General features: G+C 34.4%; 15 protein-coding genes and 1 pseudogene. 7 read left to right on the forward strand and 9 right to left on the reverse strand.

Features of this window, described 5'->3' with window-relative positions; genetic code table 11:
• Positions 1-94 precede the first annotated feature (94 nt).
• From MQX03_RS06540 to MQX03_RS06555, 4 genes are read right to left on the reverse strand one after another with little or no spacing between them, the layout of a single operon-like run.
• Entirely contained in the window at positions 95-529 is a 435-nt protein-coding gene (locus MQX03_RS06540; RefSeq protein ID WP_242802193.1) for a hypothetical protein, read from the reverse strand.
• 2 nt (positions 530-531) lie between these two features.
• Positions 532-4,026, reverse strand: a complete 3,495-nt coding sequence (locus MQX03_RS06545; RefSeq protein ID WP_242802194.1) for a DUF6443 domain-containing protein — start codon at positions 4,024-4,026, stop codon at positions 532-534.
• Between the two features lie 7 nt (positions 4,027-4,033).
• Positions 4,034-8,182 (reverse strand): DUF5977 domain-containing protein, encoded by a 4,149-nt coding sequence (locus MQX03_RS06550; protein WP_242802195.1) that lies wholly within the window; start codon positions 8,180-8,182, stop codon positions 4,034-4,036.
• A gap of 7 nt (positions 8,183-8,189) precedes the next feature.
• On the reverse strand, positions 8,190-9,746 hold the full coding sequence (locus tag MQX03_RS06555) for a T9SS type A sorting domain-containing protein (protein WP_242802196.1): 1,557 nt from the start codon (positions 9,744-9,746) through the stop codon (positions 8,190-8,192).
• Between the two features lie 532 nt (positions 9,747-10,278).
• Between MQX03_RS06555 and MQX03_RS06560 the strand changes: the two genes are divergently transcribed.
• From MQX03_RS06560 to MQX03_RS06570, 3 genes are all read left to right on the forward strand, one after another.
• Positions 10,279-10,743, forward strand: coding sequence for a hypothetical protein (locus MQX03_RS06560; protein WP_242802197.1), 465 nt, complete (start codon positions 10,279-10,281; stop codon positions 10,741-10,743).
• Positions 10,744-11,470: 727 nt separating this feature from the next.
• On the forward strand, positions 11,471-12,343 hold the full coding sequence (gene sucD, locus MQX03_RS06565; RefSeq protein WP_129534654.1) for a succinate--CoA ligase subunit alpha: 873 nt from the start codon (positions 11,471-11,473) through the stop codon (positions 12,341-12,343).
• A gap of 124 nt (positions 12,344-12,467) precedes the next feature.
• The gene (locus tag MQX03_RS06570; protein ID WP_242802198.1) at positions 12,468-13,112 is read left to right on the forward strand and encodes a porin family protein; all 645 of its coding nucleotides are present in this window, start codon (positions 12,468-12,470) and stop codon (positions 13,110-13,112) included.
• 92 nt (positions 13,113-13,204) lie between these two features.
• Here the strand turns inward: MQX03_RS06570 and MQX03_RS06575 are convergent, their stop codons facing one another.
• The 3 genes from MQX03_RS06575 to MQX03_RS06585 form a co-directional block, all read right to left on the reverse strand.
• On the reverse strand, positions 13,205-14,515 hold the full coding sequence (locus MQX03_RS06575; protein WP_242802199.1) for an ABC transporter permease: 1,311 nt from the start codon (positions 14,513-14,515) through the stop codon (positions 13,205-13,207).
• 4 nt (positions 14,516-14,519) lie between these two features.
• Complete coding sequence (locus MQX03_RS06580) at positions 14,520-15,431, reverse strand: ABC transporter ATP-binding protein (RefSeq protein ID WP_242802200.1); 912 nt, start codon at positions 15,429-15,431, stop codon at positions 14,520-14,522.
• A 100-nt stretch (positions 15,432-15,531) separates the two neighbouring features.
• Complete coding sequence (locus tag MQX03_RS06585) at positions 15,532-15,882, reverse strand: T9SS type A sorting domain-containing protein (RefSeq protein ID WP_242802201.1); 351 nt, start codon at positions 15,880-15,882, stop codon at positions 15,532-15,534.
• A 119-nt stretch (positions 15,883-16,001) separates the two neighbouring features.
• On the opposite strand from MQX03_RS06585, the gene hemB reads away from it, so the two are divergent.
• On the forward strand, positions 16,002-16,991 hold the full coding sequence (hemB, locus tag MQX03_RS06590) for a porphobilinogen synthase (RefSeq protein ID WP_129534648.1): 990 nt from the start codon (positions 16,002-16,004) through the stop codon (positions 16,989-16,991).
• A gap of 84 nt (positions 16,992-17,075) precedes the next feature.
• Here the strand turns inward: hemB and MQX03_RS06595 are convergent, their stop codons facing one another.
• Both MQX03_RS06595 and MQX03_RS06600 read right to left on the reverse strand, forming a co-directional pair.
• Complete coding sequence (locus MQX03_RS06595) at positions 17,076-17,804, reverse strand: hypothetical protein (protein WP_242802202.1); 729 nt, start codon at positions 17,802-17,804, stop codon at positions 17,076-17,078.
• An 82-nt stretch (positions 17,805-17,886) separates the two neighbouring features.
• A complete protein-coding gene (locus tag MQX03_RS06600) occupies positions 17,887-18,177 on the reverse strand; it encodes a TM2 domain-containing protein (RefSeq protein ID WP_242802203.1) in 291 nt (96 codons plus the stop codon).
• A 326-nt stretch (positions 18,178-18,503) separates the two neighbouring features.
• Here MQX03_RS06600 and lptB point away from each other — a divergent pair.
• From lptB to MQX03_RS06615, 3 genes and pseudogenes are all read left to right on the forward strand, one after another.
• Positions 18,504-19,229 (forward strand): annotated as a pseudogene (gene lptB / locus MQX03_RS06605) (LPS export ABC transporter ATP-binding protein); the annotation flags it as partial.
• Positions 19,230-19,736: 507 nt separating this feature from the next.
• Positions 19,737-21,461, forward strand: a complete 1,725-nt coding sequence (locus MQX03_RS06610; protein WP_242802585.1) for an ABC transporter ATP-binding protein — start codon at positions 19,737-19,739, stop codon at positions 21,459-21,461.
• A gap of 244 nt (positions 21,462-21,705) precedes the next feature.
• Positions 21,706-22,659 carry a helix-turn-helix transcriptional regulator gene (locus tag MQX03_RS06615; RefSeq protein ID WP_242802205.1) on the forward strand — a complete coding sequence of 318 codons (954 nt, stop codon included), beginning with the start codon at positions 21,706-21,708 and terminating at the stop codon, positions 22,657-22,659.
• Positions 22,660-22,928: the final 269 nt, after the last annotated feature.

The raw sequence follows: 22,928 nt of genomic DNA on the forward strand, positions 1-22,928 counted from the left end.
CTATAAACAAAAAACCCTCGCATTTTGCGAGGTTTTTATTTATCAGCTCAAAGTTACAAACTTTGCGCAGCGGGGGAGCGAGGGAACGCTCGCATTAGCGTGATAGTTTATCTTTTAAATAATGAAGTTTTTTCACATCTTCTGTTTCCCATCCTTGCTGTTTACAATAATTACTTAAAAAAATAAGATTCTGTAAAATTTCACGATAAGCATCTTCTATGTTTATTGTAAAATCCATCAATAAACTTACATTGTTTTCAATTAATTCGACACTACAATCACCAAAGTCATTTTTTCTAATTTTAATAGAAAAAGGACCATCCATAAAATAAAAATCTTCAGATATTGTAAAGTTACTCATTATCCTGTAAGATGATTCAATCCAATTATTAACAAGAACTATAATAAAATCATTCCAATTTTTTTCTGGAAAAAACTTCCCATTAAAATCAAAACATATAATTCCCGTAATATTGTCTCTATGTTTTGCAAAAGAATTGCTATCAATTCGTATTTTCAATTTATTCATAGTTATTTTATTGGATAAGCAGTTTCTATTGTTTTAGTTTGGGTATTAAGCCACATTTCCACATTATTACCTCTCAACAAAACTCTTTCTCCTTGTGTCTTAATTTTTGTACTATTTCTATATGCTTCACGAACTAATTTTTCAATTTGTCTTTCCGATAAATTTTCAGGAAACATTGTTTTAAGAGGACTTAGACGTGACCCTCCTTTCATGTGTCCCGAAGCAATATGTTCTATATCCACAAGTATGTTTTTCCATGCAGGAAGATTTGCTGATTTTGTTGTCTTTAAGGTTTTGGCTAAACCTCTACTCAGAGCTCTTGTAGCTCCTTTCCTTCCAAAATCAGGAACTTCAAGCAATGTAAAAGTATCCTCAAAACTTGTAGGCATCCTTTGCTTAACAGGACCTGAATCAAATGGATTAAAATCTGAAACATCGTAATAAAAATCTGTGTATGCTCTATTTATTTCATAACTATCTTTAGATAGAGAACTATTATTTGTGTAATATTTAGCAAAATTTTTTGCTGTTGCGAAGTCAATAGGATTTACAATAATCGTTTTATTAATACCATCGTTTATTGTAACTTCTTCTCCTGTTCTTCTATGCTTATAAGTAGTTGCATGCATTTCAGGTCTCTCGGCAATCATTCCGGTCGGGTCATTGTAGAAGATAGGATTATTATCTGCATAACTATACGGTTCAAAAGTTTCTTCACTCATCGGGTCGTGTACCCCCCATCTACCAATATCAGGCATATAGAATCTTGCACCGTAATCATACATCCCGGTCTCTTGAAGTTCCTTGCCGTTGTACTTATACTGATAAGCATTTTGAGTAGTTGCTGTATAATTATGCATCAACCCAAAAGGATAATAATTATTTACCTCAACAATTTCTCCCGGCTTCCAAACATCATAACAACCTTTTTTAGGTTTACATTCGGTTGTTGTATAATATCTCGGCTGCACGACACCATCATTATTACTATCGGAATAACTCAACCTTACATTCCCTAAATGATCACTAAAGTTATAAATATACTGACCTATTAGCGCATCATAATATCCTTCTGTCGTAGGAATAATTCTCAGTTTTATTACTGGAATTTCATTGGGGTCAGGAAGATAGGTTCCAGTCCCGTTCCATGATTCATGTGAAAATGTAGATTTATATTGAAACCCATGTAAGTAATTTGTCTCTAAATTTCCAAACAACTTCTTCAGTTTTACTCCATCTGCACTGTAGATGAAATTTGTTATCTCAGAGTTTTGGGTAATCTGCTTTGGTAAATTTAAAAAATTATATTGGATTGAGGAAATACCTTTATCCAAATGCTTGGTCATATTGCCATTCCCATTGACGGTGTTATTATCGTACTCGATAATGTTATGATTGACTAAATATGGGTAGCCGTTGCTGTTTCCAATCTGCTCTTCAGTCACTTTTGTAAGTCTGTTTCCTAGGTAATCGTATTTTAAATTATCTATTGCCAATGCTGTTGTACTTCCTCCCGGTAGTAAACCCTGTGACCGCTGTAATCTGGTAATATTTCCATTAAGGTCATATTCCATTTTCTCAAAATATTCTTTCGAAGTTTCGTATCCTGCCTTTTGATAAAAACCGGCAGATAGCCTGTTTAAACCATCATAGACATAACCATATCTTTTCAAAGGCTCATTGGACTCTGTCTGGGTTTTCCAAGATACTTCAGCGATATTTCCATTATACTTTGGTTTTACTATAAGATTGGTAAAGTCAGAATTAGGCATTTCTATTCCCTCTCTAAGGTTATAATTAATCTTGTATCCAAACAAATCATCACCGCTTAAATCACTAGGATCATTGATCTGCGTCATCCAACCTCTGATATTATACTTATAATCAACTGTTTGAAGGCTATTTCCTAAAACCACACCTCCAACTTTTTTCGTTTTCAACTGCGAAAGCTCATTATACTCATTCTGTGCTAAAATCTCTTCAGGATTGTTGTCTACTTTGTGCTTATGAACCTGCAACCTGTTCTGATGATCGTAGGTGAAATTTTCTGTGATTACTTTTTCAGTATCACCATTCAGTCTTTTATGTTTTGTAATTGCCTGCAATGGTGTTCCCGAAAAGTCAAGCAAAGATTCTGTCTTGGTATAGCCACCTAGATGATTGATAGAATGGCTTGCAACAGGTCTTCCTTTGGTGTCGTACCAAGTGTAGTTTTTTGTCCAATTGTCATCTTCAATGTTTTTCACATAAGAAGCAACAGGTAGTGTTTTGGTGCTGATGTTGTATAGCTGCGCATTTTCGTGCAGGATATTCTGTCCCAAAATCTGGGTAGGTATTGCTGGGCTTCCTACAGGATAGATATCATAATAATTTACAGATAATACGGTTTCTATATTGAAGAAATACACGTTACTATAGTAAATCTCCATGCCGTTCTTTGTGAAACTGCCGTTTGTACTTTCTGTAATCACCTGATTTCCTGCCTGGCTCTGCATGCTTTCCCTGTTGCCTCCGGGCAGAATGCCTGTATAAACCACTCTGCCAAATCGATCATATTTGGTAATAAGCCATTTTTCCTGTTGTTGCAAATTGGCATCCTGAGTCATAATCAAACGATCTGCTTTATCATACACCATATATTCCCATCCTTTTCCGGGAAGCTTCTTTTCTACCAAACGGTTTCTACCGTCATAGCGATATTGATAATACAGGTTTTCTACTGTGGACGGTTCTACCGAAGGCGCCGAAGCTAATGGTGGAATAACAAATGCGAGCTGATTATATTCGTTATACACATAATACGTATCTGTATTTTCTGTAGCACTCAAAACTTTTCTCACGAGAAGAGTCTGCCCCTGTCCGTTTTTGAATTCTATGGTTTTGTTTCCGTCTTCATCAGTTATGGTGTTCTTATATAATTGTGAGGGCTGGAAATATTGAAGGAGCTGAACAGCGGTTTGCGTTCTGCCTTCAACCCAAGTTGTGGTAGTTTCATATTTTCTTACATAGTCGCTAGCTATGTTGGCATCATAATCAAATTTTACAGGTTTACCAGTCCAGTCATTTCCTACCTGGATCTGCTGCTGGACTCTGTCTAGTGGTGAATTTTCCAGTATTTTCTCAGCATATATTTTCTCCGATCCGTAGATATCGGTTTGTGTGGCATTGGAAAGCGGCGTGGGTACAATAGCACCATTCATTGTTCCACTCTGAGGTACGGGAAGATAATCTTTGATTTGTCTTCCAAAACCATCATATTCGATGTGGGTAACGATATCTCTTCCTAATGGTGAGGCTTTGACATTAACGATCTGTTTAGGTCTTCCCAAACCGTCAAAATATTGTACAGTCTCAGCAATCTTGGGGTTAGCTATCGTAGGATCGGTTATATATGTTTTTGTATAGACATAATTTTCTGTTGTGCTTGGTACTGTAGTCTGCGCATGGGATAATCCCACTACAAACAGGGTACTGATAGGGATGAGTATTTTTTTCATGTGTGTTTTATTTTTGATATTGGAAATTAAAGGTAGAGGGTGTTGAGGAATAAACTACCGTACCAGAAATCAGTTTTAGAGTTAGCTGACCTGATGTATTAATAATCATATTCCACACAATTGATCCATTATTAATAACAATCGTTCTATTCACAGATGGTGCACATGCTGATGCTACACTGCCTATATATACTCCTTGACTCCAATCCAAACTCGAAGATTGATAAGGAAGGGCAAAAGTATATTGCACATTAATAGAGTTTGTTGCAGGTTTGTAAACAAAATTTGAATAATAGTGTGATACATAGTAATTATCCGTAGGAGTAAATGGACAATTTACATCAGCTGCAGGAATGCAGCTAGCATTTGTGTTTGCTAAGTTTTGTCCATTTGTGGCTAACTCATCTGATGCTTTTTGATTAGCATCTGCCTGGCTGATATTAGAACTATAAGTTCCCTCATTTATTTGATAAACATAATAACCTCCAACATGATTAGGTGGACAATTATTTTTTTGAAATGAAGAACTAAAGGACTGATTTAAATAAGTTATACTATTTGCATTAGAATTTGGAATAAATCCTTTATAGTTATAATTATATTCTTTAAGAATATTTCCAGATGAATCTTTGACTAACTGAAGCCTATTTGAAGTATTATACTGAAAAAATTCACTAATTCCTGATGGTGGGGTAATACTTCTAATTCCAATCAATGGATCATAAGTATAAGTAAAAATTTTAAAATTAGCTAATTCCTGTTTTTTACGAAACTGATTAAGCTTATTTAAAAGATTTTCTTCCGTTTCCACAGGTGTTAAATTGTAAGCAGAAGGATTGAAATCTTTTTCTGAAGCAGCCAAAATATCGGCAATATGTAGCTCTATTTGAGAGAATGATGCCCCTTCAACTTTCGCTATTGGATGTTCTCTGTTATATCCCCAAACGATTGCGGTTTTGAAAGAGTCAATCCCATGAGATAAAGTAGAATATTGTATAATATTTCCTTTAGAATCATACAAATCATATAATAGTTCCTGATTTGGCACTGATGCATTATCTAGACTATAACTTAGCACTGAGGTTGGAAGTACTAATAATGATGTATTAGTATTTTTATTATAAATAATCTTAGATTTTGCAATAGTTTTTCCATTATTTTTAGTTTCTGTTTCTAATGGAACATCAATTATATGAGCATTAAGCATATTTGTATCGTTCAGATCGGAGGCATATTTAAAAGTTGTTTCAGAAGTTTCGTTATCTGGATATATTATATTTTGCTTTTCCAGTTGCTTATATATGCTGTTATTGTAAGAAAAATTTTCACTTCTACTAAGAGTTGGTATTCCATTAATATAATCAGTAGTAATTTTTGTCTTAATCTTATCAAAACCTGAATAGATTTTAAAATAAGGAATATATGTTGAACTTAAATGTCCTGTAGGGTTATATAAATTAAAAGGGATTAAAGTTGTTGGCGTCCACACGAAATTTGGCCAATTATTGCTAAGATCAATATGTCTTGATTGCATAGGCTCAAAATTGCATGTGAACTCTGAAACATCTACTAGGTCAGTATTGATTTCTTCAACTTCATCCATATCTTGTTCGATGGATTCACCATTATATTCAAAAGTTTCTTCTTTTAAAATTTGATTATTTTTAAAGTAAATATTTTTTAAAAGCTTACCCCTATGCCAATCTTTAGGTTCTTGATTTCTTGATAAAGAACTAGATGGGATATCGCTAAAATATGGATCCTGAAATGTAAAATAACTAGATTCTTTAATTTCCTCATTTGTCAGTATATTGATATCCTTTTTTGTGATTTTTGTATATCCAACATTTGAACCTGAAGTTTTATAAAGTGGAAGTAAAGGTTCGCTTGAAGTTTTTAGCGAGAGTGCATGATTGTTAGTAATATCATTTGCGGGTCCTGTAAACCCTGGTGTTCTAACATGAATAATTTCATTATAGTCGGGAACACTTAATATTTTCCCAGATGAAATCTCATTATCATTTATATATGAGTATTTAGATACATACTGCGGTGAGGCATTATCCTGTAAATAATTATTTATTTGTTTTATTCTCAATCCGCCAATTCTTGCTTCATCTTTTAATTTTCTTCTAAATTTGAGTGATACACTTGAGTTGTGATTAATATTGTTAGCTGGATATTGATTTAAAAGAGGCTGGTAAATTATCATCACCACTCTGTAAATACCTGAAGAGAGTGAACCATTTACCCCATCATTAACGTTTAGTTTTCCTTCAATCACTCCACTAGAATTAGATGATTTCGAAATTTCTCCAAGTGTCAAAAAGTGTGAATATAATCCTCCAACTTTCTTTTGCAATTCAAAAACCACATAATTATATTCTCTGTTAACATTTTGATAATTTGGATGTTTCAATGTCAAATCAGATGAAATAGAAAGGGATTTTTCATTGATAGAAGCAGATTTATCAATATCTGTAATTTCAAAATCTTCACCAAATACAACTTTATGACCACTAGGATAGTTGGGAAGTTGAACATTAGAAGGAGCTGGATATAAATTGTTTAAATCATATCCACTCACATTTAAATTGCCACTTTTTAAAGAATATCTCTCATCTGATATTTCATCAAAATATCTTTCCACTCTTTGATGTGGAATTGCTTGATGATTTTCATAGATAAATTCCTTCTTTCCACCTTCAGGATATTGGATGCTTTTTAAGCTGAATATTTGAGAGTACCAATTATGAATACTTTTAGTTTTCGGATTAAAATTACTTAATGAACTTGAATTACCAAAAACACCTCCATTAAAATAACCCCAGTGATCCCTTGCTATAGTAGATTTAGAAGGAATTTTATCGAATAGGTAATAATCAAAAGCATAATTATCATTTGAATTAAAATTGTCATTTGCTCCATAAATTGTTTTTATCGAATTCAGTTTTAATCTCTTATTTATTACATTAGCATTAGATGCATTAGGGTTTCCTGTAGAAGCATCATAATTTGCATCAAAGTAGCTGTGACTAAATTCCATTTTCTTAATTACGGTTCCTGTAGAGTTGTAAATAAATATTTCTTTCAGCTTTTTGGAACCTACCATCATATCTAATCTATCATCGTAATTGAAATGTATTTCTCCACCAGGAAATAGAATTCTATAAGGAAGGTTATCTTTATTAGTCACTTCATTGCACTTTAGATATTCTGATGAGCTTGTACCATTGTGATGAACAAAAGTACTTGTAGGAAAGAAATTAGTACATAAAGAATATTCTATTGGCTGATAAGTATATGAAATATTATTTCCTTTTGGAGAGGTTATACTTCCTATCTGCCATGTCTGATCAAACATCCGTCCGCCCGTCATTAATTTATACATTGATTTGATACCTTCTCTACCAAAGTTGACTTTATAACCATTAGGAAGAGTAAATATAAAATCTATATTCTTTTTTGTATAAGAACCATATTGAGTATTCGATAAATTATATTCAGTCTTAATATCATCAAAAGGAATTGCAACAAATCTAGAATTTTTTTGACTGTACATAATTTTTCCTGAATGCCCCTGCATACTGTAAAAAAACTCGTCTGGCCTTGCATCAAAGCTTTCGTATGCACCTAAAGGATCGCTTGCATAGTAAGCACTTTTATAAAAATTTATATAATCTTGGGTCTGTGAAAATATACCTGAAGCACAAAACATTTGACCGAAACCAACAGATCCCCCAGAACTTGTTACGTTTGGAGGTATTTTTAAAAATCCAATACCCCTGCCTTGCTGATTATATGGTGTTGTCATTAGGTAATTTTCATCCAATGCTCCATGATTAGTCCTATTAATTTCCCCACCAATATTGAGAGACCAACCCAAACCTACAAAGGTTGATTCTTCATCTGTCTTTATTCCTCCTGTGTTGTACGAAATAAAAATTGGAACTTCCATTCCATCTAAATTGATTGTGTAAATAGGAATTGAAATACTCGGCTGACCTGTATATAAAGATACATTATTAACAAGTCGTTTTTTGAATTGATAAGATTCAGGCGCCATTGGAGTTTTAAAATCTAATTCAGTTGACTTTTGCCCATATATTAAGTTTATCAGTGTAAATGATAAACTTAACAAGTATATTTTTTTCATTGTGTTTTTATTTTTTAATTATTTTAGCATTCGCTGTTTTATTTGTATCCGTTTTTATCGTCACCAAATATGCTCCCTGAATCAGATTCTGCGTATTGATCTTGGTCACCTTATTTTTGGTTTTCAGACTTTGTAATTGTCGGCCTCCCATATCGTAAAGCACAATATCAGCTTCCTTAAAATCAAAACCAATCTCTACATAACAGTAATCAGATACAGGATTCGGATAAATCTTAATGTCTGATTTCTCAATCAGCTGATCCAGTTGTTTATCACCCAGCTTTACAATCTTCCAGTTCTCTTTTCCTAACTCTTCAGCACTTGTTCCTGCCAATATAATTGAACCGTCTCTGTTTAATTTAATGTCAGATAATCGCTCTTCCTTTTTTCTGGATTCTCCTTTCACATGCTTTCTCCACTGCTCATTACCGTCCTGATTCAGATACAGCATCCAGAATGTTTCATCATCTGCTTCTATTCTCCCTTCCGCCTGAGTATAGCCACCTAGTAAAATTCCCTGAGTTAAATCTTTATTCTTTTCTCTTTCATCTTTCCTCTGAATCACATTCATCCCCATCAGAACATCCCTGTTTTTAAAATTGTAAGATTTCTGCCACAGTTCTTCACCCCGATCGTTTAAAGAAATCAACCAAATATCAGTACCTTCTTCAATGCCTACAGATTTATTTCCAGATCTTTCAGATCTCGATTCTCCGCCAACGATGAATCCTGAAGTAGTCATAGCCAAAGTTCGTAGGTGATCATCACCCTTGCCTCCGTAATTCTTTTCCCATTCTACTTTTCCGTCTTTATTGAGTTTTATAATCCAGTAGTCTCCTTCACCAAAGTTTTCAGTTTTCTTTGACCCGCCTGCAGTACTTCTGGAATACATTCCTAGTAATGCACCTCCGTCTAAAGTCGGAATCATCTTTTCGACTTCATCCAGACCTTTTCCTCCTAAAATAAGTTGTGAAAGTTCTTTTCCGTTTTTATCGATTCTTGAAATCAGGATATCTTTAGACCCAAAACCTTTCGGTGCATTCTGAACATTTCCGGCAACAAAAAATCCAAAATCTGTAGTTTGGATAACAGCTCTGGCTTCCTCATCCTGTGAAGTTCCCAAAGTTTTCTGCCATAGCTCATCACCAAATTCATTGATTCTGATCAGCCAGATATCCGAACCGCCTTTAGCGTCATCTTTTTTATCCAAACCTTTTCCTGAGAACGAAGTTCCAGCCAACAGAAAACCTCCTTCCTGGGTAGCCACCGTGGCTGAGAGAAAATCATGGTTCTGTCCTGAGAAATATTTTTCCCAGACTTCTTCACCCTGCTGATTCAATTTAACGAGATGGAAATCGTAACCGTTGTTTTGTTTGTTTTCAGAAGTAAGCTTTTTCGATTGAATAGAGCTTCCTGTAATGAGGTATTGCTGATCGATTGTTGTGGTGACTTGTGAAAGAAAATCCTGAGTAGAGGATTTAATGTCTTTCTGCCATACCACATCCTGAGCATACCATACGGCAGTTGTGCAGAGTAAAACTGCACTCATGTAGAGTTTTTTCATGATTTGGTTTTTTTATTTTTTATTGCTGCGAATTTAACTTTTTTTAACACATGTCACAATAGTTTGATACAAATTTCACCATTATGTAATATTTATTTTAACAAAGCTAAATCACTGATGCGACAAAACTTGACGTCTTATATTTTCTGTAGGGAAATCTGAATATATCACATAAGCTTAATATGAAATAAAGTAGAGTTAAAATGTTGATTCGATAGTAACTGATTATAAACCAGAACTAAAATTTTAATTTTTGATATTCTAAGTATTTGTACATATTAAAATATTTTTTACATTTGTCATTATTCTTAAATAAAACACAATGACGACAAAACAATCAAACAGGCTCAATATGGCCAAAACCCTCAAGCAGTTTTTTTCCGTTGAAAACAGTAAATACTCCTGAAATAATCCTCTTACCCTGAGAATTTCAGAGCTCAATACAATTATCAGCAATCTTGATGCTTTAGCCGAAATTCAGACGACCGACACTACAGCAAATACAGGTTTAAAGACAGACGCCAGAACAGTAATGATTGATCTTACGGTTGCGTATGCAAATACCGCTGCAGATTATTTTGATGACAAAGACAGCCCTCTTGCAAAACAGCTTACAACGAGTAAGTCAAAAATCAAAAACATGACTGGAGTAGAAGCTAAAATCTACTGCCAAAAGCTGTATAATTTGGTAAACGAAAATACAGAAAATCTCAATCCGGACTATGTAACGACATCCGAAGCAGAAGAGTGGCTTACCGCAATTAATAATTTTGATGCCAAAGCGTATGATGCAGACGTAAGGATAGACACTACACAAAACGCAACGCATGATCTGAATAATGAATTTAAAAAGCTTAGCATCTGTTTAAGTAAACTAGACAGGCTGATGAAAAAATATGATATTCTCAATAAATCTTTTCACGGTAATTATAAGCTTTCACGCAAAACCTCAGATTTGGGAACCCGACACAATAGTGAACTTCCAACAAAAGAATAAATATATAAAATGCCTGATTTTTAATCAGGTTTTTTTGTGACATTACCTCAATCATTTGTCAAGATTTCTTACCGAGCTATACAGAAAACATTCTATAGCGGCAAGTTCGTTTTCCGGAGCAGACAGATGATATTCCGGGTAATACATGAAGCATTCCGTAGTGTACAGTTCATTTTCCGAAGCAGACAGATGATATTCTGAGGTGTACAGAAAGTATTCCTTTATGTACAGATCATATTCCGAAGCGTACAGCTGTCATTCTTAATCAGACATTCCACATTCAGATACCTTCATCTCATATTCAGGAGTGGGAAGCTCATATTCCTCAGCTGCCAGATCGTATTCAGCAATAAACAAAATACTCTCATACTATATAGATGTAGTTTCAAATCACATACATCTTATTTCTATTCATTGAAAGAAAAAATCCACTTTCAGAAATTGATATTATGAAAAATTCATGAGGTTCTTAATAACTCTCTGTTTAGAAAAAAAATAAAATCAGTATGTTTGCAGCGAGGCAATTTTACTTAAAAATTAAAATAAAATCATACGCTTAGAACAGATTATTCTATTCTTAATCGCTCAGAAGTGATTTGCCCGATTGTATTTCTTTTGATTTTTTTTAATAAAGGTGATAAAGATTAGTCTGATGGTTTTATCTATAATCAAAGAAAAATAAGTAAATTTGTGAGCATTAATAAAAATAAATTAAAACAACAATAAAATGTCAATTTTAGTAAACAAAGATTCTAAAGTAATTGTACAAGGTTTTACAGGTAACGAAGGTACTTTCCACGCTGGTCAGATGATCGAATACGGAACCAACGTAGTAGGTGGTGTTACTCCGGGAAAAGGAGGTAGCGAGCACCTTGGGAAGCCGGTATTTAATACTGTTGCTGACGCTGTTGCAAAAGCTGGAGCTAATGTAAGTATCATTTTTGTACCACCTGCATTTGCTGCAGATGCTATCATGGAAGCTGCTGAAGCGGGTATTAAAGTAATCGTATGTATTACAGAAGGTATTCCTGTTGCAGACATGGTAAAAGTAAAATCTTATATCGCTGACAAAGAGTGCAGATTGATCGGGCCAAACTGTCCGGGAATCATCACTTCTGATGAAGCTAAAATTGGTATTATGCCAGGTTTCGTTTTCAAAAAAGGGAAAGTAGGGATCGTTTCAAAATCTGGAACTCTTACTTATGAAGCTGCTGACCAAGTTGTAAAAGCTGGTTACGGTGTTTCTACAGCGATCGGAATCGGTGGTGATCCAATCATTGGAACTACTACAAGAGAAGCTCTTGAATTGTTCATCAACGACCCCGAAACTGAAGCGGTTGTAATGATCGGTGAAATCGGTGGTGGTCTTGAAGCTGAAGCTGCAAGATGGTACAAAGCTAGTGGTTCTACAAAACCAGTTGTTGGTTTTATCGCTGGACAAACTGCTCCTAAAGGCAGAACAATGGGGCACGCAGGTGCTATTGTTGGAGGTGATGAAGATACAGCTCAGGCTAAAATGGAAATCATGAGAGAAAACGGTATCAATGTAGTAGATTCCCCTGCTGACATTGGTGTTACTGTTGCAAAAGTTTTAGGATAATTAAACACTAAATATTATGAAATCGCCTTTCCTGATTGAGGAAGCTATTCAATGATTTTGGTAGGCGATTACATAACTTGTTCCGACTAATCGGGATGACTATTAAAAACAATACAAACTACATATGAAAAAATTTTTATTAGCATCAGCTTTAGCATTTTCTACTTTATCATTCGCACAGATTGATTTTAGTAGTACAAGATTCGGTGTTACTGCTGGTGGAAACTATTCGAGAGTAAAAAATGCACACAATCCTTCAGGAGCTAGATTTGCTTTTCAGGGTGGTGTTTTAGCATTAATCCCAATGGGAGGTTCTAACCAGTTTTATCTTCAGCCGGAAGTAGTATACTACGGTGCCGGAGAATCTGGAAAAGATAAGAATGCTAAAGGTGTAAAAGGTTATGATGCTGTTTATGCTAATAACTACATCAGTGTTCCTGTATCTTTCAAAGGATATTTTTCTGAAGCAGAATCAGAATTCTTTGGATTGATTGGTCCAAGATTTAATTTTTTACTCGATCAAAAGGTTAAAAATGAATCTCGTGAAATCTATAGAACAGATCAACTGGGTAAAGCAAAATCATTTAACTTCGCAATAGGCGCAGGTATTGGTTATAGCTACAAAAGACAGCTCGAATTGGCTTTAAAGTATGATTTTGGTTTATCAAATACTTATCCAAATCTGGATGAAAGCAAGTTAGATCCAAATTCAGCTAAAAAGAAGTCTGAGCAGGTTATTAGTTTAAGCTTAAGCTATATCTTCGAATAAAAATTTTTCATTCAAAACATAAAAAAATCCCGGGATAAATATCTCGGGATTTTTGTTTTTATTTTAAATATGATGTTTGATGGCAAACGGATTTAACTCCTAATCCACTTCCAAAGCTCTTTCAGCGTAGCTTTATTTCCATACATCAAAATTCCAACTCTGTAAATCTTTCCGGCTAAGAAAATCATAAAAATAGTCGTTGCCAATAATAAGAAAATAGATAAAGCAATTTCCCAAGCCGGAACGCCGTAAGGAATTCTCGCAATCATCGCAACAGGAGACGTAAAAGGAATTATTGATAACCAGAAGCCTAAAGGCCCATCCGGATTATTCATTAAAGAAAAACTTCCGTACATCCCCAAAGTCAAAGGCAAAATGGCAAATAAAGTGAATTGCTGTGTTTCGGTTTCGTTATCCACTGCAGAACCGATTGCTGCGTAAATTGAGCTGTAAAAGATATATCCTAAAAGGAAAAATACGATAAATACAAAGATGATCAAAGGGAAATTAAGTTCCAATAAACTATGAGAAATCTGTGTGAATATTTGTAAAATATCCAATTTGCTTAAAATACCTTCATCACCTCCCGGCATGTTTTTCTGCATAGAAGAAAATCCGGTGTTCAAAACTAATGCGCCAATTACAGACATAGATATCCAGACGAGAAATTGTGTTAAAGCAACCATTGTAACCCCGAGAATTTTCCCCATCATCAGTTCAAAAGGTTTTACCGATGAAATGATAATTTCCACAACACGGTTGTTTTTTTCCTCAAGAACGCTTCTCATGACACGTACTCCGTAAATGATGATGAACATGAAAGTAACATACATTAATCCTAAGCTTAGTGCCGTTTTTACGCCAAAAGCAAGGTCAGAATCTTCTTTATTATCTTCTGATACGTTGATTGTTTTCAGTTCAAAATTTTTATCAAGATTATCAAGCTGCGATTCTGCAATGCCTAATTGTTTGATTTTCTCTTTCTTAATTACATTGCTAATATCAGAGATGATGCGCTGTTTGGTATCAAGACCGATTTTAGTATTAACAACTAATCTTGTGTTTTTTTCCAAATCATCAAAATTCTGACTTGCTATTTGAGGTAAAATCAAAATACCATCTAAAGACTCGTTGCCTTTAAGGTTTTTAAGTTTAGATTTTTCATCTGCTATTGGAACAAAAATATATTCCAGCTTATCATTAGATTTTAGCTGACCTTTAAAAAGCCCGCTGTTGTCTACCACTTCAATCACATTGTGAGATTCGTTGGCTTTAAACATTAGTCCGATAACCGCTCCGAATCCTATGATCATTAATGGAGCTAATAAAGTCAGTAAAATGAAAGATTTTTTCTTAACCTGCGTAAGAAATTCTCTTTTTGTAATTAAATATATATTGTTCATAGATTTAAGAATGATTACCTACGGCATTAATAAACACTTCATTCATGCTCGGAATTTTTTCGTCAAATGATCTTACTTTTCCTGCCTGTACAAGATCCAGTAAAATATCATTTTGATTCACCGTGTTTTTAAGATCAAAAGAAATTAGATTATTTTGCTCAGACAAGTTGAAAATTTCATACTTATTTTGGAAGTTCTGAAGTTGTTCATTATTCACATCAGAAAGCGTAATTCCAAAAATATTCTTCTTGAATTTTTCTCGCACATCAAAAACTCTTCCGTCGATTATTTTCTTAGAATTATCAATTAGTGCAACATAGTCACACATTTCTTCCACACTTTCCATTCTGTGGGTAGAAAGAATAATGGTGGTTCCATTATTTTTAAGTTCAATGATTTGATCTTTAATTAAATTTGCATTGACAGGATCAAAACCTGAAAACGGCTCGTCAAGAATCAACAAATGTGGTCTGTGAAGAACAGTTACTACAAACTGAATTTTCTGCGCCATTCCTTTGGATAGTTCAGAAAGTTTCTTCTTCCACCATTGATCGATATGCAGTTTTTCAAACCATTTTTTGGCTTCATTCAACGCGTCATTTTTTTTCATTCCCTTCAGTTCTCCGAAGTAAAGAATCTGATCTCCGACGCTCATGTTTTTATATAAACCTCGCTCTTCAGGCATATACCCGATGTCTTTGATGTGATTAGGATTGAGCTTTTCTCCATTGATGAAAACATCTCCGGAATCTGCTTGTGTGATTTGATTGATGATACGGATAAAAGAGGTTTTTCCTGCTCCGTTGGGTCCTAGAAGACCGTAGATACTTCCTTTCGGCACATGTATGCTAAAATCATCCAATGCTATTTTTTTTCCTGCATTGTAGGTTTTAGTAATATGTTCAGCTTTTAGCATTCAGTTGTTTTTTATAATGAGTATAAAAATAATCCGAAAGTTACGGAATTAAAAGAATTTTGCTAAAAGAAAAAATCCTGATGTTGATCAGGATTTAATATTATTGTTTTACTATTTGAGTAACCTTTTGCGTATTGTCGCTGAGAATGTAGCGAATCAGATACTTTCCGGGCTTTAATTTTTCAATATTAATTTCAGCTTTGTTTGTATTGACATTATAGTTGGCAACCTGCGTTCCCAATATCGAATAAAATATCACTGATTTAATTTTTAAAGAAGAATCTTTGGCTTTTACTACCAAAAAGTCTTTCGCGGGGTTTGGGTATGCAGTAAGAACCCCATCATCAGACTTTTGAGAAGTGGAGGAAGGCTCTTTGATTTGTGCTTTAATATTGTCGGAAAAACCAACAAAAGCGCCCATAAATATAATTAAAAGTAAAAGTTTTTTCATCTAACGTATAATTTGCATAATTATTACTAACAAAAGTAATAAATTCTATAATCATCTGCAATAGTTTTTTATAGAACTTATATTAAATTTGCAATAAATTATTCAAAAAGTATTCCAAAATGATATATTCAAGAAACAGAAGATTGAGAGTAAATGAATCTATGAGAGGTTTGGTAAGAGAATGCAGCCTTTCTACAGACGATTTTGTAATGCCGATCTTCGTAATGGAAGGTGAAAATAAAGAAGAAGCAATTTCTTCAATGCCGGGAATTTTCAGACGAAGTATTGATTTGACGGTTAAAGAATGTAAAGAATTATTTTCTTTAGGTGTAAAAGCAGTCAATCTCTACATGAAAGTTTCGGAACATTTGAAAGACAACACGGGAAAAGAAGCCTGGAACAAAGATGGGTTGATGCAAAATACCATCAAGGCCATAAAAGATGCTGTTCCTGAAATGGTGATTATGCCTGATGTTGCTTTAGATCCATATTCAATCTATGGTCACGACGGAATTATAGAAAACGGTAAAGTCTTAAATGACGCAACCAATGATGCTTTAGCAAGAATGTCTGTTTCCCATGCAGAAGCCGGAGCAGATATTGTGGCACCGAGTGACATGATGGATGGCAGAGTGTTGGCGATTCGTGAAGCGTTGGAAGAAAGTGGTTTCCACGATGTGGGAATTTTGAGTTACGCTGCAAAATATGCTAGTTCGTTCTACGGACCTTTCAGAAGTGCTTTAGACAGTGCACCAAAAGATAATATGGAAATTCCGAAAGATAAAAAGACCTATCAGATGGATTTTCACAATTCTCGTGAAGCTTTAAATGAAGTTTTTAAGGATGTGGAAGAAGGTGCAGATATCATCATGATTAAACCAGGTTTGCCGTATTTGGACATCGTTTCAAAAGTGCGTGAAGCCATCGATTTACCAATTGCAGTTTACAACGTAAGCGGAGAATATGCCATGTTGAAAGCAGCGGCTCAAAATGGTTGGCTAGACAACGATAAAGCAATCATTGAGAGTTTAACGTGTTTCAAAAGAGCAGGAGCAGATATGATTTTCACGTATGCTGCGAAAGAAGCTGCGATTCTTTTAAACAGGTAATTAGTTTTAAGTTATTAGTTATGAATTATAAGTTGCAAGAAAACGTTCTTGACTCATAATTCATAACTAATAACTTTCAAAAAATTATTTAAAATCAAAATCTTTCCCTTTGGTAAATTTTGCTGCAAAAGGAGCCTGATTTCCGGAATATTTTAAAACAAAATGCTTTTTCGTATCCGTATCAACTTTGGCTTCCACTTCTACATCCTGTGTCTGAAAACTGACATCTAAGCCAACTCCAGATTCTTTTTCCAGAAAAATTTCTACACTTTCAGCATAGAATAATGAAGTACTTAAATAATTAAATTTAATATTTTTCCGATACGTTTTCGATTCAGAATCTGTGAATTCAGAATATTTTCTCAGAATTTCAATTCCTGGAGAATCGATGTTGGTAATTCTAGATTTTGTCACTCCGTTCACACGTACAGAAAAACTTTTCGCACTGTTGATGTTTCCATTGATTCCGATATTAAAAAGAGATGGCAACGCGAGACCATATTCAACCATACTTTCTTTGGTAAATTCAAAATCAGGAATCAAAGCTGGATGTTTGGGAATACTTAAAAGTTGATCTTTTACGGTTTTTAACTGCTCATCAGAGAATAAAAATCCGATAAGATTATTGTTGGTTGTTCTCCAGTTTCTCCCGTTCCATTCGTAAATTTCACAAAGCAACGTGTCTGCGGAAGAATGGGGAAGAAGGTCAATGTCCTGCCATTTGAAAACTTCTTTTGCGTAAGGTCTGCGGTTGATGAGATTAATTCCTAAATCTAATGCGAGTAAATCGGTTAATTGTTGATTATTTTTCATAAAATTTAAATTGTAGATAGTGATTTAAATTTAAGAAAAATATCAATTAATCAGATTCGTAAAAGGAAAATTTGTATTAAAATTACAACCAGCCTTTTTTGTTGTGAACATACGTATTGTCAAATTGCTCGTCGCTCATAAACAAATAAATAATTCCCTCGATAAATGGAATGATTGAAGCTGCTCCGAAAGTAACAACATTTAGAACCAACTGAATAACTCCTTCTTTTGTATATCCCAAATAGAATTTGTTTAAAGCTAACCAACCGACAAGAAGACCTAAAAGTGCAGCCGGAATTTTCTTCTCTGATTTATAAGGCATATTATTTTGTTGTTGAGCATTGCCGTCTTTTGTGTAACCGTAATTTTCCATAATAAATTTTGTTTTGTTGTTTTAGATAAGTAGCAGTAATACAGCCATCGTTACAGAAGATTTCAGAATTAATGGAAAATTAATATTGATTTATACGATTGTTTGCAATTTGTCGTCATCAAGAATACATTGTATTTCATTGTTAAGTTTCCGCCGTTGTTTAACTTAACAACGGTCAAGATTTAAAATTCTTTGTTTGGCTTTGCATTAAATTAAATGTTATGAAAAATTGCGGAAGTTCAATTTGATTTATTAAAATATCATAAAACTGAAACAACCATTTTTAATCTGAAATTTAAATTCAAAAAAACTTTATCTTTGCCTTTATGATTTTACGAGGAGAAAACTTAATCAAAGAATACGGTCCCAAAAAAGTTGTAAAAGGCGTTTCTGTACAGGTTCAGCAGGGAGAAATTGTAGGTTTGCTGGGTCCAAATGGAGCCGGAAAAACCACTTCATTTTATATGATCGTAGGTTTGGTAAAGCCGACTTCGGGAAGAATTTTTCTTGATAAACAGGAAATTACCACCGATGCGATGTACCGAAGAGCCCAAAAGGGAATCGGTTATTTGGCACAGGAAGCTTCCGTTTTCAGAAAACTGTCTGTGGAAGATAATATCATGGGAGTTTTGCAGTTGACGAAACTTTCAAAACGTGAACAGCAGATCAAATGTGATGAGCTGATTGAAGAGTTTTCATTGCAGCATGTCAGAAAAAACCGTGGAGATTTACTTTCCGGAGGTGAAAGGCGTAGAACGGAAATCGCAAGATGTCTGGCAACAAGTCCTAGCTTTATTTTATTGGATGAGCCTTTTGCCGGAGTTGACCCGATTGCCGTGGAAGATATTCAGAAAATTGTAAGAAGTCTTACCGACAAAAACATCGGAATTCTAATTACCGACCATAACGTACAGCAGACGCTGGCGATTACCAATAAAACATATATTATGTTCGAAGGGAAAATCTTAAAAGAAGGTCTTCCGGAAGAATTGGCAAATGATCCGCAGGTAAGAGAAGCATATTTGGGAGAAAATTTTGTTTACCAAAGTATTTTCGACAAGCCAAGTAAGAAAACATACGCTTACAATATCTGGGCAGGGAATTTTGAATCTAAATCTCAGCTACAGGGCTTTGTGAATGAACATTTCGCTCAATATGATGATTTAAGATTAATGTATGGATTTGAAGATATCAGTTTTGCATCTTTAGCAAATTCTGAAATTGAGCATATTTTTGCTGACGTTGTGGATAAAAATGCGAACAATTCTTTTGTTTTCCAAAAAAAGGAAATCAATTCACAATATTCTTTGGATCAGGCTGAAACGGAATCTAAAGCTGCGAGTAAATCTGAACTTCATTATCTGACGACTTATATTTACGAAGGATAAAATTAAATTAAAGCAATTTATTTGCTGTAAAATATAATAAAACGTACCTTTTCTCTCTGAAACGGTACGTTTTTCTTTTAAAACCAATTCATGGCAAAACCATTCACAAGAGCACTCAGTATTTTCGGGATTTACAGACAACTAAAACCTTTTATCAAACCGTATCGTTTGATGATTTATGGAACCTTGTTTCTTACTTTTTTAGGAGCAATAACGGCTCAGGTCAATGCGGTAGTTTTAAAATATACTGTTGACGAAGTTGAGAAATTAACCAAACTTCCCAGTCCGATGTCGCAGGGAATTCATGTGCTTTTGGTGATTTCTGCAATACTTTTAGGAAAAGAAATTGCCAATATTTTTATCAGTTTCGGGCAGAAATTTTATGGTGAAAAAATCAGAATTAATGTAAGTTCGGTTTTAGCGCAATCAGCAATTGATAAAATTTTGACCTACAAAGTTGCCTATTTCAGTGATGAAAACCATGCTTCAGGAAAATTACAAACCAGAATTGATCGGGGAATAGAGAGCTTAACAAAGCTTGTTCAGAACTTTTTCATCGATATTCTTCCTATGTTTTCGAATGCCATTATTGCTTTGGTTATCATGTACATGCAGAACGTTTATGTAGGTTTGGTTTCTACAATTATCGTCCCGATCTATTTTTACGTAACCTCGATGCAGGCGAAAAAATTGGGTGGTGTAAGAAGGCAGCTTCGAAATCAACGCGAGCAGAAAACTTCGGGTTTATTAAATTTGATCAATTCAATATTGGTAATTAAAAGTTTTGTTAGGGAAAAATTTGAAGGTAAAAAGCAATTTGATTTGCAAATGCAACTGATGGAAAGTCAGATGTATACCCGTAAAACCAGCTTTATCTATGAAGGTTTAAAAACATTCATCGAGCAGATCGGGGTGGTTCTTATTATTTTACTGACGGTTTATTTAGTGCTGAATCAGCAAATGACAATTGGTGCTATCATGCTTCACATTATGTTGTTCAACAACGTCTCTTCGCCTATCAGACAGCTTCACAGGATTTATGATGACATGAATGATGCGATGATTTATGCCGAAGGTTATTTTGAAATTTTAAATGCAGACGAAGAAGCTGAACCCAACGGAACTTTAAAGGAAACCAAAACTTCTGAAAATTTTGAACTGAAAAACGTCAATTTTACCTATCCAAACGGAACGCAAGCTTTACATAAGGTCTCAATGACCATCGAAAATGGGAAAACCACGGCGCTGGTTGGCTTAAGTGGTGCCGGAAAATCTACAATCATTAACCTTTTATGCAAATTTTACCTTCCGGATGATGGCGAGATTTTATTAGATGGAATTAATCTCAATCGGTACGACAACGCTTATCTAAGAGACGATATTGGTCTGGTTTTGCAAAAAAACCACATCTTCCAAGGAAGTATCGAAGATAATATTCGCTACGGAAATATGAATGCCAGTTTTGAAGAAATTGAAGAAGCCGCCAAAAAAGCATATCTCCACGAGCAGATTTTAGATTTGCCCGAAAAATATCAACACGATGCAACTCAGCTTTCTGGCGGACAGCAACAGAGAATTGCGATTGCAAGATTATTCTTAAAAAATCCACCGATTATTTTCCTAGACGAACCAACGGCAAGTTTGGATGCGATTGCAACTGAACAAATTAAGAACTCATTAGATGCCATCAAAGAGGGAAGAACAGTGGTGATTATTTCACACTCGCTTTCACAGATTTTAGATTCAGATAAAATTTATGTGATGAAAAAAGGTTATGTCGTGGAAAGCGGAACGCATGACGAATTGGTGCAGATGAATGGAACTTACAGAGAAATTTTTGATGCTTCCGCGAGAAGTTTGAATCTAGATAAACTGGTTAATTCTTTCAAGAATTAATGTAGCGATGTAACTATTTAACAATGTAGCAATGACTTAAACCATTAAGGAATTTTAGTTGGTAAGATTTTTTAAGGTTCAGATAAATCTGAATTAAGCGGTTCGCTTAATGAATATCTTCAGATATTTCCTTAACAACACTTAACAACTTATACATCTTAATGGTTAAAAATTTTAAGCATTTCAAAATTTCAAAGTTGATGAAGATTAAAGTAAATTTGTATCATTTGAACAGATTTTCTACATGAACGACCATTACCTCAAAAAACTCGACCGCGTCACTGCCATTCTCACCCAATTACAATCAAAACCGATTGTAAGAGCTCAGGATTTAGCCGAAAAATTTGAAGTGAGTGTAAGAACAATTTACCGTGACATTAAAACACTGGAAAACGCAGGAATTCCGATTATTGGTGAGGCAGGAAGCGGTTATTCTTTGATGGATGGTTACAAACTTCCGCCCGTGATGTTTACCAAAGAAGAAGTTTTAAGTTTTATCACTGCCGAAAAACTGATGCAGAAATTTTCACATGAAAGTTTGGGAAACCACTATAAAACGGCAATGGAAAAACTGCGTTCAGTGCTGAGAAATTCAGATAAAAATTTAATTCAGAATATTGAAAATCAGATTGATATTTTTGATTACAGTCCGAAATCTGACGATTCTATAAAAAACGTTATCCCGATTATTCTGGAAAGTATCGCCGATAAAAAACAGCTTTCTATTGAATATCAAAGTTTTGGTGCAAAGGTTTCAAATCGTACCATTGAAGCGGTTGGGATCTTTTATGAATTTACCTATTGGTACATTATGGCTTTTTGTACTTTAAGAAAAGATTTCAGACAGTTCAGAGTCGACAGAATTTTGAAAATTTCAAAAACAGAAACTTCTTTTTCACAGGAATACGGGAAAATCAATGATCATCGAAGAGTTGCCTCAAAAACGACTACAAAAGTAAAATTATTGGTCGATAAGAAAATCATGGGATATTTAATCAATTCCAAAAGCTATTACGGATTGATTGAAGAAATAGAAACCGATAAAGGGATCGAAATGACCTTTGAAACAGAATGGATTGATGAAGGGTTTCCACGCTGGCTGATTACTTTTGCAGACTATGCCAAAATCCTGGAACCGGAATTATTAAAGACTAAAATGAAAGATTTAGTTCAAAAAATTTCAGAAAAGTTATCGTAAAAAATCTCCCACAGATCATCACAGATTTTTTGAATTTAATCTGCTTCATCTGCAAAATCTGCGGGAGAAAATTGATTCACAAAGAAATTATTCTCATTCATCTGTGGAAATCCATGTGATCTGTGGGAAACCAAAATCATTCGTGCCAATCAGTGCATTCGTGGCAAAAAAAATCTCCCACAGATTCTACAGATTCTCACAGATTTTAAAATTTAATCTGCTACATCTGCAAAATCTGCGAGAGAAATGAGAAAAACTATTCTCAATCA

The organism is Chryseobacterium aahli (genome assembly GCF_022699665.1).
Taxonomy (GTDB): domain Bacteria; phylum Bacteroidota; class Bacteroidia; order Flavobacteriales; family Weeksellaceae; genus Chryseobacterium; species Chryseobacterium aahli.